The organism is Candidatus Hinthialibacter antarcticus, assembly GCA_030765645.1.
Taxonomy (GTDB): Bacteria; Hinthialibacterota; Hinthialibacteria; order Hinthialibacterales; family Hinthialibacteraceae; genus Hinthialibacter; species Hinthialibacter antarcticus.
In genome coordinates this window covers 73493-88517 of the sequence record JAVCCE010000066.1, presented here as the reverse complement: position 1 = coordinate 88517, position 15025 = coordinate 73493, and the positions used below count along the sequence as shown (strand labels likewise).

Annotated in this window: 13 protein-coding genes; 4 read left to right on the top strand and 9 right to left on the bottom strand. The window is 47.9% G+C overall.

The genetic code is table 11. The features are described from left to right. Positions 1-30 precede the first annotated feature (30 nt). Positions 31-1212 (top strand): D-alanine--D-alanine ligase, encoded by a 1182-nt coding sequence (locus P9L94_16855; protein ID MDP8245755.1) that lies wholly within the window; start codon positions 31-33, stop codon positions 1210-1212. A gap of 93 nt (positions 1213-1305) precedes the next feature. Here P9L94_16855 and P9L94_16850 read toward each other — a convergent pair whose 3' ends face one another. The 4 genes from P9L94_16850 to P9L94_16835 are packed head-to-tail and all read right to left on the bottom strand — an operon-like array spanning position 1306 to position 8074. Next, the gene (locus P9L94_16850; protein ID MDP8245754.1) at positions 1306-1968 is read right to left on the bottom strand and encodes a prepilin-type N-terminal cleavage/methylation domain-containing protein; all 663 of its coding nucleotides are present in this window, start codon (positions 1966-1968) and stop codon (positions 1306-1308) included. Positions 1969-2026: 58 nt separating this feature from the next. After that, positions 2027-3994: a hypothetical protein gene (locus tag P9L94_16845; GenBank protein ID MDP8245753.1), complete on the bottom strand. Its 1968-nt coding sequence runs from the start codon at positions 3992-3994 to the stop codon at positions 2027-2029. A gap of 8 nt (positions 3995-4002) precedes the next feature. Continuing rightward, complete coding sequence (locus tag P9L94_16840) at positions 4003-5136, bottom strand: glycosyltransferase (GenBank protein MDP8245752.1); 1134 nt, start codon at positions 5134-5136, stop codon at positions 4003-4005. A gap of 40 nt (positions 5137-5176) precedes the next feature. Next, the gene (locus P9L94_16835) at positions 5177-8074 is read right to left on the bottom strand and encodes a tetratricopeptide repeat protein (protein MDP8245751.1); all 2898 of its coding nucleotides are present in this window, start codon (positions 8072-8074) and stop codon (positions 5177-5179) included. A gap of 158 nt (positions 8075-8232) precedes the next feature. Here P9L94_16835 and aroQ point away from each other — a divergent pair, with 158 nt between their 5' ends. The 3 genes from aroQ to P9L94_16820 are packed head-to-tail and all read left to right on the top strand — an operon-like array spanning position 8233 to position 10762. Continuing rightward, positions 8233-8682, top strand: coding sequence for a type II 3-dehydroquinate dehydratase (gene aroQ / locus P9L94_16830; protein ID MDP8245750.1), 450 nt, complete (start codon positions 8233-8235; stop codon positions 8680-8682). A 41-nt stretch (positions 8683-8723) separates the two neighbouring features. Beyond that, positions 8724-10448, top strand: coding sequence for a hypothetical protein (locus P9L94_16825; GenBank protein ID MDP8245749.1), 1725 nt, complete (start codon positions 8724-8726; stop codon positions 10446-10448). A 38-nt stretch (positions 10449-10486) separates the two neighbouring features. Further along, positions 10487-10762 (top strand): hypothetical protein, encoded by a 276-nt coding sequence (locus P9L94_16820; protein MDP8245748.1) that lies wholly within the window; start codon positions 10487-10489, stop codon positions 10760-10762. Positions 10763-10778: 16 nt separating this feature from the next. Here the strand turns inward: P9L94_16820 and P9L94_16815 are convergent, their stop codons facing one another. From P9L94_16815 to fabD, 5 genes are all read right to left on the bottom strand, one after another. Then, a complete protein-coding gene (locus P9L94_16815) occupies positions 10779-11483 on the bottom strand; it encodes a redox-sensing transcriptional repressor Rex (GenBank protein MDP8245747.1) in 705 nt (234 codons plus the stop codon). Positions 11484-11737: 254 nt separating this feature from the next. After that, on the bottom strand, positions 11738-12976 hold the full coding sequence (fabF, locus tag P9L94_16810) for a beta-ketoacyl-ACP synthase II (protein ID MDP8245746.1): 1239 nt from the start codon (positions 12974-12976) through the stop codon (positions 11738-11740). A 27-nt stretch (positions 12977-13003) separates the two neighbouring features. Next, positions 13004-13246, bottom strand: coding sequence for an acyl carrier protein (gene acpP, locus P9L94_16805; protein ID MDP8245745.1), 243 nt, complete (start codon positions 13244-13246; stop codon positions 13004-13006). 112 nt (positions 13247-13358) lie between these two features. Then, positions 13359-14108, bottom strand: coding sequence for a 3-oxoacyl-[acyl-carrier-protein] reductase (gene fabG / locus P9L94_16800; protein ID MDP8245744.1), 750 nt, complete (start codon positions 14106-14108; stop codon positions 13359-13361). Position 14109: 1 nt separating this feature from the next. Then, a complete protein-coding gene (fabD, locus tag P9L94_16795) occupies positions 14110-15018 on the bottom strand; it encodes an ACP S-malonyltransferase (protein ID MDP8245743.1) in 909 nt (302 codons plus the stop codon). Positions 15019-15025 lie beyond the last annotated feature (7 nt).

Sequence of the window (15025 nt, the reverse complement as noted above, 5' to 3'; positions counted from 1 at the left end):
ACCGAGTTTCAATAACTAAGTGGAGGAACAATGAACGGCGATAAAACCCGTGTGGCCGTGTTGTTTGGCGGCAGATCAACCGAACATGAAATCAGCGTGATTTCCGCTTTGCAGGCGATGGACGCCTTCGATTCTACTCGCTTTGATCTTCTCCCGATCTATGTTGACCTTGAAGGGAAATGGTTTACCGGCGAAGTGCTGTGTAAGCGTGAGAACTTCCCGCTTTCATCAGACGCGATGAAGCAATGCGTTCCCGTTTTTTTAAACGCGGATTCTAACTGGCAAATCACGGCGCAAGCCAAAGCTGGCGGGTGGTTCAAAAAAGATGAACCGCAGCGGTTTCCTGTTGACGTGTTCTTCCCTGCGTTTCATGGGACCTACGGCGAAGACGGCTGCATCCAAGGCTTGTTCGAATGGATTGGCGCGCCATACGTCGGCAGTGGACCGTGTGCATCTTCGATTGGCATGAACAAGCACCTCGCGAAAAAATTGGTTTCTCAAAGCGATGTCCCGGTATTGTCTGATCTCCTCATCCATCAATCGGAATGGGACCCGAACCAGGCGCACATTTTGGCTCAAAGCATCGCAGAGCAAATTCCTTCGCCGTGGATGGTAAAGCCCTGCAACCTGGGTTCCAGCATCGCCATTTCATCCGCCCATACCCAAGAAGAGTTAATGGTTTCGCTCGCGGGCGCGTTTGCGTTTGACGATCAAGTGATGGTCGAGCCGCTCATTGAAGATATGTATGAACTCAACATCGCGGTTCTTTTTGGCGAACCGCCCAAGACCTCAGCGGTCGAGCGTCCTCGGCGGGAGGATACGCTACTGACTTTCGAAGATAAGTATATGAAAGGCAATAAGAAGATATCCGATAGTCAGAGTGAAGGCATGGCTTCGTTACAGCGCGATCTGAATCCAGCGGATGTTCCAGAAGCAATGCTCGAAAGCGCCCGCAATCATGCAGTCAGCGCTTATTCTACGATGGGGTGTCGCGGCGTTGTGCGGTTTGATTTTATTGTCAATAACCAAGAGAGCGAAATTTATTTCAACGAAGCGAACCTGATCCCCGGCTCGTTCTCATATTATTTATGGGAAAAAGCGGAGCCGCGAATCTCATTCACTGAACTTCTCTCCATCCTCGTTGACCAAGCCCTCGCGGAACACAAAGCCAAACGAAGACTGCGGCGACAAGTTGAAATGAGAGTATTGTAACGGTTTCTAATTCTGGTTTGGATTTGTGTTTTAGTACAAACAAAAAAAGCCGCCTCAAACGAGACGGCTTTTTGATTGAATGATTTTGGTTGCTTACTGTCCGTAAATCGTACCACCCGCTAAAACAACATCACCTGAACTTACTGTGCCGTTCGAGGTGCTATAAGGAAATCCACGGGAGCCAAACGCACCACTTGAACCAACGCCAGCAACGCCATCCGGCCCGACTCCGATAAAAGCGAACTCGCCTTTTTTCAGCGGCCTTAAATTGAAATCTTCCGCAAGCGGAGAATTGAGCGCTTGGATGCCTTGGTTGTGGCCTGGAATGTTCGGATCGACATCAGCATAAATGTAAGTGTCGTAACCACTGCCAAAACCGCGTGTATCTTCGTCGGTCGTGATGCTAATAAATGGATCGAGCGGCACAGAACCCATATAAGAAATAGGACTGGTAATTACGGCGAGATAGTGAGAGGTTTTTCGTTCTGCTTCAGAAAAATCGCCGACGCCATTGAAGACATCTTTCAGAATCTCTCGTCCTTCTGGCGTATCGTCATCCCAACCGTCGATAGGTAAGTGATTGGTGTCCATATTCAACATACGGACGGCGGTGTCCATCGCCTTCATGTCGGAATAGCACCGAGCGATCTTGGCGCGGTTTTGTGCGTTCAAAAAGTTGGGCACAGCTATGGCTGCAAGAATTCCAATAATCGCAACGACAATCAATAGTTCAATAAGCGTAAAACCTTTTTTCATGTTGATTCTCCCCTTCGCGATTCAAGCGAAAAATAAGTATATACCAATCCAATTATACTCAGAACAAGACTTCTTCGTCTAGGTTGAGACCATAATCTTTCGCATTAATAATAAACCCATTGAGTGCTGTAGACGAGATAGACACGTTATAGGGTTGTCCTGGTTGGAGGTCTTCTATGAGCACCCGATGCTCTGTTTCTGGAAATAACGACGATTCAGCGGAGTGTTGCCAGAGAGGCGGAGTTTTTGAGACGATGTGACAGGAACCGACGGTTGGTTCTGAGGTTTGCCAGAGAACTTCAATAGAATTGGCAGCCGTCTGGCGAATGTGGATGCCAAAAATTTTAGCCCAAGTTCTTTCTTTTGAACCAAATAACACACGCGGAAAATGAGACCGGATGTTTGATATAAACATTAAGATGGCGCCAGCGTCTACCCGCTCTGATTCGAGTTGAAAAACCTGTGGCGTATTGCTCGCTATTTGTTGGAGTGCGCGTAAATGGCCTTCCAGATAAAGCGCTTCTTGTTCATTGCGAGTGCGTTTCCAAAGTTGATAACCCCAATAACACTGTTTGGCATAGTGCATCAACTTTGCGAATTCGATTTGGTTTTTGATTCGTTGCTCAAGCGAAGATATTTGCGTAAATGGCAGATTGAATTGTATTTCCTGCAATTTAGATAATGTCTCTTCGAGATTAGATTGCGCTTCGTATGTTTCCTGGGCGATGTCTAGCAATGTCTGTTCGGTTGGAGCATTGAGGCTTTGGCTATTAAACGATGGTGGATTGTTGACGTCCCATTGGAACGAGAATAGATCGGCGCCTTGAACCGTATTGATTTTTTTGGCGATTCTCCATGAATCCATAAACAGGTTCCGCAGAGAGACGCCTTCTTTAGTCACGGGTGCGAATTGGTATTCTTTTTCGATCCATGCTTGCAACACAGCGTCTGAAGGCGCTTCATCCTGGTGTAACAAGACGAGATTGGAGCGATTGGGAGAATCAAACACGAGGGCGTCCTGTGTGTCGATGGCGCAAGCATACCCCTTAAAATTGAATGCGTCTTTAAAACCGCGCAGTTCGTTCAAGGGGGCTGCAAAACTGATAATGGTGTTTTCTCCCCCCCAGTGGTTCATGGTTGCATCGGCTTCGAGAATGACGTTTTGGCCTCCAAATAGTTGAGAAATCCATGCCTTGCGGTTGAATTCAGCGTCCAACCAAGTGGGTTGAGTGAGAATCACGCCAACATCAGCAGCATTCATTGTACGCAAGGCTGTTGCCAGCCATTCGATTGCCTGCGGCCCTTCGTCGCCGACGCGAACCCAGAGCGTTTTTCCCATTTCGTCAACGACGATGCTTTTAATCATTTCGATAACAATTTGTATACGTTTAATAGAACTTTGCGGAACGGTGGTTGGGTCGGCAACTGCGCTCCAGGGCGGTGATTGGGCGTCTGCAAATTGTAAGACGAACCCGTCGATCTCTGGCAATGACTTCAAAACATTTCGATAAGCCGACTGGCGGGCCGCATAAAACGGGTCCGTTGGATCAAAGCGAAACAAGCCGTCGCCTAAATTTAATTCCCGGCTCCAGACGAAGACTTTGAGATTGGCTTGGTTGGCTTCGCGCGCGAGCCGTCGCACCTGGTTTTGCAGTTGTGGTTGAAAAATTAAATCTTCTACAGCACGAATGGCGTCGCCGCCGATTTGAATATGGGTCGCTTGATAATTTTGCGCCAGCCCGATCCAGTCTGTTGATTCCAGCGTACTGGAATGCCGGACAATCAAACCAAATTCTTGTTTTGGCTCAATCGGAGCCGGCGTTGGCGTCTGCGTCGCTGTGGGCGCTTCAATGATCGTAATTGGAGGCGTCGGGGTTTCTTCTATGACCTTTTGAGGTTGTGAATCAACCGGAAGATTACGCTCTGGCGTTCCCCCGCAGGCGCTCCAAAAAAACACCAAAAGCGTTGCTGCGGTCAAGGCAAACAATTGTGCGTTGAATGAGGGGAGGCGGGAGTTCCGCAGCATGAGATTTATCACCTATCTATAAAAATGTTCTTTAAGAAAAGATACAGGTTTTCTCCTAAGACGGGTAGTGAATAGTTGTCTTCGATGGTGGTTCGCGCGCGTTCTCCAAATGATCGCCGGACTTGTTCGTCATTCGACATACGAATGAGGCCTTGGGAAAAGTCACGCTCATCTTTAGCGCAATAGCCTGATTCAAGATGCTCGATCACGTGGCTGGCTTCGCCAACAGCGCTGGCGACGACGGGCAACCCCGAAGCCATGTATTCAAATAATTTGGTTGGGCTTTTACACTTCAGCCAAAGGTCGTCTCCGGCAGCGGGCAATAAACCCACATCGGCGTTTCGCAAATGATCCGGCATCTCTTGGGGTTTCGCCCATGCGATCCATTCAATTGGTAGACGGGAAAAGCGCTCCGCCACGATTGCTTGAGCGTCAGACCAGCAGTCGCCCCCGCCGATGATGCGAAGTTGATACGGCGCCATTTCGTTGTGAGCATAATCAAATGCGCGAAAGAGCAAGAGCAAGTTGTCTAAAATGGGTTTGCCCCAAATTAATCCGTTCCAAAGGAAAACCACTTTGTCGTTTTTAATGGTAGCGTCTCTGGGAGTGAAAGCATTCTGGTCGACGCCGGTTGGGATATAGGCGAGATTTTGATTGTGCGGTTGTAGAACATTCACTAACTCATGGCTGGCGCATACACAGCCCCGCGCACGGCCCGCCAAACGGTAGGTGATTTCATCCCACTGGTTGGTCCCAAAAAAAAGACGGTTCCAGATTCCTCTTGAAAAAAAGTTTGAAAGCGGAATGTCGTAGTCGTCATAATCAAAAATATAATTGGGGCAAACCCCGAGGCGGTGCAATAGAAACGGGGCCGCCGCGTGAAAGTGGGCTTTTTGAATATAGAGAATTGTGTCGCGGTATGAGAGTAGCCGCGCCAATGCTTTGCCTGTAAGCGTTAACTTCCGGCGGTCTGATGCAGAATAAATATCCGCTTCCGCCAAGTGCGGCGCGAGGTCGTCGCGAAAAGACAGCACCCCGGTTTCGACATCCGGGAACGTGGATAGCGCTTTGGCAAAATGATAACAGCGGACGCGGGTATGAGGATAATCATACCCGTTGTGTCCAATAAACAGGATTCGCATAGAAGGCGGCTTTAAAACAGCAACGGGAAAAAGAAACCCGTCATTGCTGGGATTTTAGTTGCGCGAATTTTGCCATATAGGTTTCCCCAAGCAAATTTTGCAACTCTTCAGACTGGTCAACCAATCCTAAAAGCGGATTGACTTGGCTATTCTCAATGATTATATCTTTTGCCTGGTCGCCGCCTTCCGTGACTGCATTATGCAAATGTGGAAGGATATCGCCCCAAGTATATTGATTGGCTCCGACCATTAATCGGGCCAGGCTAATCCGGTCTCGATACGTCCCTTGCCCCGATTCGACAATCTTTTGAAATACCAAAACAGCAGACGGGTAGTCATCCAGAGTCGCGTATATATTGGCGAGATTACGGCGCACATTCCAGTCATTTGGTTCCAGTCGCAAATATTGCTGGTAGCGTTTGGCCGCTTCTTGCCACTGAGAGATGTTTTGATACAGGCTTGCAATGTAAGCCAATTTTGGCGGGTCGGTTAAAGGCGCCAATAACGTACCTTTGTTTAAGGCTTCGAGCGTCAATTCCCCTAGCTGCCCCTGCTTGATGAGTTCAACAGCCGATTGCAAATAGAATGACTGTGATTGTTCATCTTGATAATTCATCAATCGTTGCGCATCAGATAGCGCTTCATACAATCGGCCATTGTTTAAGTGGTCTAAGATAGGCATGTAGCGTTGCCCGCCGACGGAGCCGAGCGCGGTGGAAAGCCGCCTTTGCAAATTAATCGAAACGAGCCGGTCAATTGACGCCATTGCGCGATTGATGTCGCCTTGAATTAAAAAAGCCGACGCCATATAGCGATAGGCTTCGACGTAGTCTGGTTCAAGGCTGGCAGAGGTTTCCATATAAGTGATGGCGTCAGCGAACTGCTCGCGTTTTACCATACCAAGCCCAAGGTTGAAATGCGCGTAGATTTGTTCGGGGTCAATCGCCAGTACGCGACCATACGCCGCTTTTGAGAGGTTGAAATCATTCAAGCGGTCGTACAATACGCCCAAGTTGTTATGCGCCCATTTGTAATTTGGATTCAGGAATAAATCAATTTGCAAGCAGACGATGCCCTTGCGAATGTACATGTCTTCTTTGTCGTGATAGAGCTCGCGCTGGGTTAAATATTGAATGCGCTCTTGCTCGCCTTTTCCTTTTGCAACGGCGAATTCTGTAATGGCGTCAATGTAATAGCGACCTAGAATGTAGTAGGACTCCATTTGGTAAGGGTATATTTTCAGAGCGCGGTTCATGCAATACAGCATGGTTTCATATTTATTTGAATCGCGCTGACCCATCCCCATTTTTAACCAGCTTTCACCGATTAATTGATAGGTGTTTTTGGCGCCGAACGGCAAAACTAACGCAAACGCAACCGCGCATGTCAACAGCGTCGGAATTCTGCGACCAACGGTTTGTACCTGGTTTGGTTGTTCTTGAGTAAACCCATAGCGGGGCTGAGTCACGCCGCGATTGAGACGATGCAAATATTGGAAGATTGACACGGCGATCGCTGACATCATCCAATAGGTCACCGCTGATGATTCAATGACGAAGGTGTGACCGAAAATGCAACTCACTAAAGAGGTCGTCAGCCCGCCGAGAATTCCCAATTGCAAGTAGAAATAAAAATTTCGCTCAAAGGCCGATAGACGCAGAATCGGGCTGGATGATTGCGCGTTTCTGGGGCGGTGGCGTAGATGATAGAGTGAATAAATAATACAAAAGAAGACCACGGCATGTAGCCAATAAAACGCAAATAATCCAAAGACGCCGTATTTTAACGCATGTTGTAAGTGGTCGTTGTGGACCTTTCTCGCCAAGACTTCTTTGCCTAAAACTTTTCGTTCTAGTTGAGTTTCATAGAGTGGGTGAATGATTTTAAAATTGCCCGGGCCGATTCCAGTGAATAGGGACTGAACGATCCCTCTCATTGCAGAATCCATACATTGCAGGCGAAAGATGATGGTCGTTGAACCATCGGTGACATTATCGCCGTCGGTATCGACCCAGCTGACGGTGGTTGCCACTTTATTGAGCACTTTGTTGGGAAAAGAAGTGATACCCACAGCAATTAATGCAATCGCAAGAATCATCGTAACGACTGCATACCGGAAATAACGCAAGGCAGTGGGCAATGAAGTGGGGATTATTCGTAACTCGACTGCGATAGGAATTAAGCGGTCATAACATAAAATGGAAAGCATGAGTGGAATTGCGACGATGAAACCAGCATAAGAAGCATTGCAGTCTAAATAATAAAATACGATGGAATTGAGTAATGTAACAAATGAGAAGAACAAGAATTCAACCGCGCGGCGCCGATAGACGATCATCATACAGATCAATATAGGAACAGCGATATTGAGAAATTCGGCGGTGTAATTCACGTTGCCCATTGTTGAGACGGGTTGCCCGTCCATCTGTGAAAAGCCCAAAGACTCAAACATTTGAAAGAACCAGGGCCAATCATAGTATTGAGCGATGGCATAAACGTCGACAGCCAGGCATAACAAACCCAATAAATACGCGATTAAGGTGAAATCTTGAAAACGCGTGAAGAATTTTGGAATGAAGATTAGATACACCATACAGGCGATTTTGAAGGTAACAATTTCATAGGACTCACCCAGGTTGACGGCAAACAACATGCTGAAACAGATGACCGATAAGAGAAAAGCCGCCGGAGTCGCAAGGGCCGAACGAACAAAACGACGACGAAGCGCCAACACCGCCCAGCATGCGCCGGAGATCATCATGAGAAACTGAAACAGGCTTGCTTTGGGGACGGAATAATGTCGCCACGTAAGAATATAAAAAACCATCACCGCAACGGGAAAAGCCAACAACAGGGTCAAGCGGCCTAAAAGAAAAACCCAGCGCTCCCACATGGATAGTATCTGAGGATCAAGGGACTGGTTTGAAGAATTGCTCATATTTCAATTCACCCTGGGGGATAGTCAATTTTCTAAAAACTGTGGTAGTATAAACGATAATCTTGAATCACCTAACTCCCTTGAAACAGGGGCGTTGGTTTTCTTTCAACAGAAGTCGCGCCTAAGCGTTTCAACGAATTTGGAGCCTCGACGTAACGATGGCAAATATCTTGGTACTACATGGCCCCAATCTCAATTTACTCGGTACGCGTGAGCCAGACGTGTACGGAACGTTAACGCTTGAGCAGATCAATGCGTCATTGTCGGAACTGGCAGGCGAACTCGATACCGAATTGCGCATTATTCAGAGTAATCATGAAGGCGAGATGGTTGACGCGATAGCAGAGAACGCCGAATGGGCGAACGCGATATTAATGAACCCCGCTGCGTATACGCACACGTCGGTTGCGTTGCGCGATGCGGTTTCAGCCGTTGGTTTACCTGTCGTCGAAGTACATTTGTCGAATATCCACAAGCGCGAAGAGTTTCGCAAGCACTCGTTTATTGCGGGCGTCGCCGTTGGGCAAATCAGTGGATTTGGATTACAAAGCTACTTATTAGGTTTACGTGCCGCATGCGGGTTGTGCTCGCCATCCTCTCATACATAGCCTTTGCGTTCAGCGTCCCGGGCATTGATCCTGGAATGCGAATGGTTGCGCTTTTCGTGCTTTTCGTGGGCGCCGTTCTCTGCGTTTATTATCGGGACGAATGCTTAGATCGCTTTCCCGTAGCGCATTTTTTTGTTCTTACTGCTGCAATTGTTTGGGCGGCCTTTTCGATCCAAGACGGTTACGTGTGCGAATTGCTGCTTCCGTCGATGATTGCAGGATTGCTGCTCTATTTTCAGCGCCCGGAAAATCCAAAATACGCTTTGGGTGGAACTTGCGTTTTTTTACTAATAACATGGTTGCTATTATTTTCTCCGCCTTCGTATCAGGAAACTCTCTTCCCTTCTTTACAGCAGCCAGAAGCGATCAACGAGCAATTTGTTATGGCTTCTTCTGGCTCGGTCATAGATGAATACACAGTTTCTCCAGCCATTTTTCCCGCAGAGCCGTTAAAAAGTTCACTCTTGTTCGTTTGCCTGTGCCTAACGATTGTTTTGTTATTCATAATCACATTTCGTGCAAATACAACAAGCGCCAGAAACGTATTCTTATTATTCTTATTCATTGTTTGTACGGGATTCACTCTTCTATTTGGATATCAACCTGCATGGATTGGCGGACTCTGCGCGCTCTTATTTTCAGTATTCATTTCTACCGAAGTCTGGACTTGGAAGTCGAAGGCCGTCGTCATCATTCTTGGCGGCGTATTGGCCGGATGCGCACTGATCTCAATACAGATTCCATTACTTTCATCAACGCCATTGCCGCAATTAGATTGGTATTGGCAGGCGAGAAACTCTGATAACCAGTCCTGGGGAACACTCGGCGTTTTTCAACCGCTATCAACCTTGGGTACGCCAATTTCCATTTTTGCGACGTTTATCATTGCAGGTTGTATTTTTGTATTATTGGTTCGGCGTTCAATTGGGTTTGAAAAATCGGACGTGATTTTCCCGGCGTGTATTGTTTTACTTTTGACGGCGGGAGCGGGGGCTTATTCTGCTGTTGAATCAATGATTGCGCACCCTCTACTCTGGTTGGGGTTAAGTTTGCTTTATCCCAAAAATGAAGAACGCGAGAATTCCAAAGCACGTGATGAAAACTTAGACCTCGAAATACCTTTGCCAATTTGGAAGCGCCCGGAAGCATCTGCTGCTGCAGGTCTGCTATTACTTCTTACACTCATTACTTACTCGTATCTAAATGTGCAACGAACCTATAATTTACATTTCAATGAATTTTTAGGCGAAAAAATCGTAAGCCAACGCAACCTCTTGCTTGATGAGTTGCGTGAAATTGCTCCCTATCGTCCTGAAGGCGCTGCGCTATATGCGATGCATCATCTCCGAACGGCTATCGAGAGCAATCGGATGCCGGATGAACAGACCATTCAAAAAATTGAACTGGCTCTCACTACATGCGCCCGGTATGATGTGGCCCCGTTATTTGCTTATAAGCGTCTTTCGGATGTATACCTGATTCGCGCCGATTCAAGCCGGGCGTTGCAAACATTTGAACGGGCGGTCCAGGCGTTTCCATATCTTGTTGTCTTACGTGAACTCTACGCGGACTTATTGGGCACAGTCGGTAAATACGACCAGGCGATCATTCAATATAAAATTGCTTCAAATCTTGAACCCGCTTCATCGAGAATTCGCGAAAAGATTTCACTTGTATACAAGTCGCTGGGGAAAACAATTGAATTCCAGGAAGAGAATGACAAATTCCAAATGTTATCGCCGCCTCAATCTTCTGACATGGATTAGATAAGGTTCATCCGGTAAGTGAGTACTTACATTGATGGATGGCCATAATATTTATTCAGAAACAGGCTCCGGCATTTCACAAATTGACAAACCAATCAGGCATGGGTGGAACTCTGGGAGCGCCTGTGCATAAGGGCCTGAAAGCCCGCACTGAAGCGAGCAGAGTTGTACCCATGCCTGATACAGTGAAAGATCAAGGATTTACGAAAAAGCGTCAAAAAAACGCAATTCAATTTGTGATAAAGTATCCAAATACCGGAAGAACCCTAGATAATGATATAAAAAAAGCCGTAGCGGTCGCCACGGCTTTTTAACTTGTATTTTACAACATTACGATTCGTCTGCTTCTTGCGGTTTCTCAATTAATCCGTGGCGCAATCCGATATGGTATGAAAGCGCCAGTAAGCCTCTCGTCAAATGTTCATGCACCAAAATGACTTCTTCAGGAACGACCAGTTCAGTCGGAGCGAAATTCCATATTCCTTTGACGCCGCCCGCGACTAAGCGGTCTGCAAGGTCTTGGGCGCAACTGGCTGGCGTACAAATCAAGCCGATGTCAATTCCACGTTCTTTGCAGATTGATTCAAGACTCTCGACATCGTCCACCGGAACGCCGCGCACTTGGTATTGATGAAAGCGCGGATTGACGTCAAAAATGGCTTTCATCAAAAAGCCTTGTTTTTCAAATGAAAAATAGTTTGAAAGCGCCTGACCAATATTTCCGAACCCGGCGATGGCGAAATTGAGTGTACCCCGCGACAAAAACACATCCCGAATCGCTTGTATCAACACCGGGACTTCATAACCAACGCCGGTTTGTCCTTTGACGTTCAGCGGTAGAAAATCTTGTTTCACCACAGCAGGGTTTACGCCCAAAAGGTCAGCGAGTTTTCGTGTGGAAATATGAGGAATCTCCTTTACTGAAAACTCTTCCAAGACATTGATGTAACGCGACATGCGTATCAGCGTCGCTTCGCTCAATGCAGGAGGACGGGTTTCGTTTTGCGTACTTTTTTTTTCTGGTAAATCATTCATAAATAGGACCCGTAGGGTGGGGCCGCAGGTGTAGGTCAGAGATGAAATTCCCCAAGTCGAATAAAATAAGAAAAATGAAATTCAAATATTTCTATACATGTTATCTATATATTATTCGTCGGATTGGCTTCGCTTTCAACCCATTGGTAAGAAAAATAACTATTATTCCAATTGAGTGTAGATTTGTTGAATAGCCGTATACCAAAAGAAGCGGCCTTTTCGGGCCGCTTCTTGGTTGCGTTCTCGTGAATTGCTTAGACTTTTTTCAATACCAATACGGCATTGTGACCGCCGAAGCCAAATGAGTTGCTCATGGTGACGTTCACAGCCATCTCTTTTGCTTTGTTCGGTGTGTAATCCAAATCGCATTCCGGGTCCGGCTCATTATAGTTAATGGTCGGGGGAACGATTCCGCTTTCGATGACCTTGGCGCAGGCGATGCATTCAATTGCGCCCGCAGCGCCGAGTAAGTGACCGGTCATCGACTTGGTGGAACTAATCGCCACGGTATTTGCGTGGGATTTAAAGGTCTGCTTGATTGCATACGATTCAGTTTTATCGTTGTATTCGGTCGAGGTGCCGTGGGCATTGATGTAGTCTACCTGATCGACGGAAATTTCTGCGTCTTCAAGTGAGAGCCTCATCGCTGCTTGTGCGCCCTTGCCTTCCGGCTCCGGCATGGTGACGTGAAACGCATCAGAACTCATGCCGTAACCCGCGACTTCGGCGTATATTCGGGCGCCGCGTTTTTTTGCCGCTTCATACTCTTCAAGCATAATGACGCCAGCGCCTTCCCCCATGACAAACCCATCGCGGGATTTATCAAATGGACGGCTGGCAGTGGTTGGATCGTCATTGCGAGTGGTTAACGCCCGGAGTGAGCAGAAGCCGCCGAAACCAAGCGGCGTAATGGCGCCTTCTGCGCCGCCAGCCAACATGACGTCCGCTTGCCCATATTGAATGAGCCGCGCTGCGTCGCCGATGGCGTTGTTGCCCGTTGCGCAAGCGGTGACGACGCAACTATTGGGGCCGCGAAAGTTAAACCGCATCGAAACCATGCCCGACGCCATGTTGACGATCAACATGGGCACCAAAAATGGGCTGATTCGCCGCGGGCCTTTTTTATCTAATACTTCTTTTTGTTTTTCAATCGATTCGATCCCGCCGATGCCAGACCCGATGTAAACGCCCGCCCGATCCAGATTGATCGAATCGACGTCCAAGCCGGAATCTTTGACTGCCTGTTCTGAACACGCCATTGCATATCGGACAAAGTAGTCCATGCGGCGCGACTCTTTGGGTTCGATATACTGATCAGGATCAAACCCTTTGAGTTCAGCGGCGACATGCGATGAAAAGCCTTCTGAATCAAAGCGCGTCAGCGGCCCTGTGCCGCTTTTGCCTTCGATCAGCGAAGTCCAAAATTCATCGACTGTATTGCCAATGGGAGTTACTGCCCCCATTCCAGTAATGACGACTCGTCGTCGGCTCATGCTGACTTATACCCTATTCAAGTTAGTTTACGAGACTTTTCCGCTGATGTAATTAATGGCGTCACCAACGGTTTTAATCTTTTCGGCTTCTTCTTCTGGGATTTCGTCGATATCAAAGTTCTCTTCAAACTCCATGACCAATTCGACGGTATCGAGTGAGTCGGCGCCCAAGTCGCGTGTGAACGACTTTTCCGGCGAGATCTCATCTTTGTCGATTTTGAGTTTTTCCGCGATGATATCGATGACTTTTTGTTCGACGTTTTCGCTCACGGGATTCATCCTCCTGCAAAATTCTAGTTTCTAAAATGTCGAACGGCTATTTGAAACCGCTCGTAAGTTGACAATCTTATAGTTATAACCGCTACCTTGTGAAGGCGAAGGGCTATATGGCTAAACCACCGTCTACGACAAAGGTTTGGCCTGTTATGTAACTCGATAAATCACTCGCGAGAAAACCCAACAGCGCCGCCACTTCATCCGGCGTCCCATAACGTCCCAACGGGATCGACGTTTTAACGGCTTGTTTGGTCTCTTCTTTTAAGGCATCCGTCATGCGGGTTTCGATGAACCCTGGCGCGACGGCGTTTACGGTGACTCCGCGCGAGGCGAGTTCTTTCGCCAGCGACTTGGTCATTCCAATCACGCCCGCTTTACTGGCTGCGTAATTGACTTGTCCGGCGTTACCCGTAATTCCGACTACGGAGGTCACATTGATGATGCGCCCTGCGCGGGCTTTCATCATAATTTTCGCCGCTGCACGCGCCATAAAAAAAGCGCCGCTGAGGTTGATTTTCAACACGGATTCCCAATCATCATCCTTCATGCGGATTGCGAGTCCATCTTTTGTAACCCCAGCATTATTAATGAGTATGTCAATCTTACCAAAGCGCTCAACCGTCTCTGAAATTACATTCTGCGCTTTATCAGAATCTGAAACATCCGCGATGACGCCATAGGCTTCAAAGCCTAATTCTTTGATGGCATTTTCCGTTTCAGTGATTGCGTCCTGGTTGCGTCCTGTAAAAACGACTTTCGCGCCGGAGGCGGCGAACAATTCGACAGCGGCGCGACCGATGCCGCGCGAACCGCCAGTGATGATTGCAACTTTATCATTCAGGGGCAGCGTTTGCATGTTAGGTTACCTGACTAAATTCTTCGATTGTTCCGCATGGGTTGCAAGGCCAATCGCGGTTGCACTGCTTGGCAAGCCCGCACAAAACTTCGCCGGGGCCGACTTCGAGCCCTGTTTCGCTCTGGGCGAAAATCACATCCATGGATTGCACCCAGCGCACCGGCTCGCAGAATTGTTTCACCAACTGATCGCGAATATCGCTGGCAAAAGCCTGTTGCTGGGCCGTATTATTAGAAACCCAAATGACGCTTGGGACTTTAATTTCAATATCTTGTAAAAAAGTACGAAACTGGGTTTGCGCATCTTTCATTAATGGCGAGTGAAATGCGCCGCTGACCGGTAATTGTACGACGCGGCGGGCGCCTTTTTCTTTCAAGACGGGTGAAATGGCTTCAATGGCGGCCTTTTCGCCAGTAATCACGGTTTGTTTGGGGGAATTAAAATTCGCCGCCTGGACAATACCGTCCGTCCATTCGTCGCAGATGGATTGAATGTCTTCAGGCTGCATCCCCAAAACCGCCGCCATCGCGCCTGGCGCCGCCAGTTCGTGCATCAGGCGGGCGCGTTCCGCGATGACTCGCAATCCAGTTTCAAAATCCCAGGCGCCTGCTGCATATAAAGCGGCAAACTCGCCCGCGCTATGGCCTGCGGTTAAAGCAGGCTCAACGCCCTTCTCTTTGAGCGCATCGGTTAGAATGGCGCTCAAAGTATAAAGCGCTGGTTGGGTGAATTTTGTGGTAGCCAATTGAGATTCATTCTCGGGTTTCCACAAATCTGTGACCGACCAACCTAACGCCGCCTCGGCTTGCTGGCTGCGATTTCGAGCGATTTCAGACGCATCAAACCAATCGAGACCCATACCGGGCTTTTGAGAACCTTGTCCTGGAAATAAGAATGCGATTTTAGTCATAGGATTA

Bases quoted from the DNA above. Each gene is read 5' to 3' on its own strand.
- P9L94_16855 (MDP8245755.1), top strand. From the start codon at position 31: ATGAACGGCGATAAAACCCGTGTGGCCGTGTTGTTTGGCGGCAGATCA.
- P9L94_16850 (MDP8245754.1), bottom strand. From the start codon at position 1,968: ATGAAAAAAGGTTTTACGCTTATTGAACTATTGATTGTCGTTGCGATT.
- P9L94_16845 (MDP8245753.1), bottom strand. From the start codon at position 3,994: ATGCTGCGGAACTCCCGCCTCCCCTCATTCAACGCACAATTGTTTGCC.
- P9L94_16840 (MDP8245752.1), bottom strand. From the start codon at position 5,136: ATGCGAATCCTGTTTATTGGACACAACGGGTATGATTATCCTCATACC.
- P9L94_16835 (MDP8245751.1), bottom strand. From the start codon at position 8,074: ATGAGCAATTCTTCAAACCAGTCCCTTGATCCTCAGATACTATCCATG.
- aroQ (MDP8245750.1), top strand. From the start codon at position 8,233: ATGGCAAATATCTTGGTACTACATGGCCCCAATCTCAATTTACTCGGT.
- P9L94_16825 (MDP8245749.1), top strand. From the start codon at position 8,724: ATGGTTGCGCTTTTCGTGCTTTTCGTGGGCGCCGTTCTCTGCGTTTAT.
- P9L94_16820 (MDP8245748.1), top strand. From the start codon at position 10,487: ATGGCCATAATATTTATTCAGAAACAGGCTCCGGCATTTCACAAATTG.
- P9L94_16815 (MDP8245747.1), bottom strand. From the start codon at position 11,483: ATGAATGATTTACCAGAAAAAAAAAGTACGCAAAACGAAACCCGTCCT.
- fabF (MDP8245746.1), bottom strand. From the start codon at position 12,976: ATGAGCCGACGACGAGTCGTCATTACTGGAATGGGGGCAGTAACTCCC.
- fabG (MDP8245744.1), bottom strand. From the start codon at position 14,108: ATGCAAACGCTGCCCCTGAATGATAAAGTTGCAATCATCACTGGCGGT.
- fabD (MDP8245743.1), bottom strand. From the start codon at position 15,018: ATGACTAAAATCGCATTCTTATTTCCAGGACAAGGTTCTCAAAAGCCC.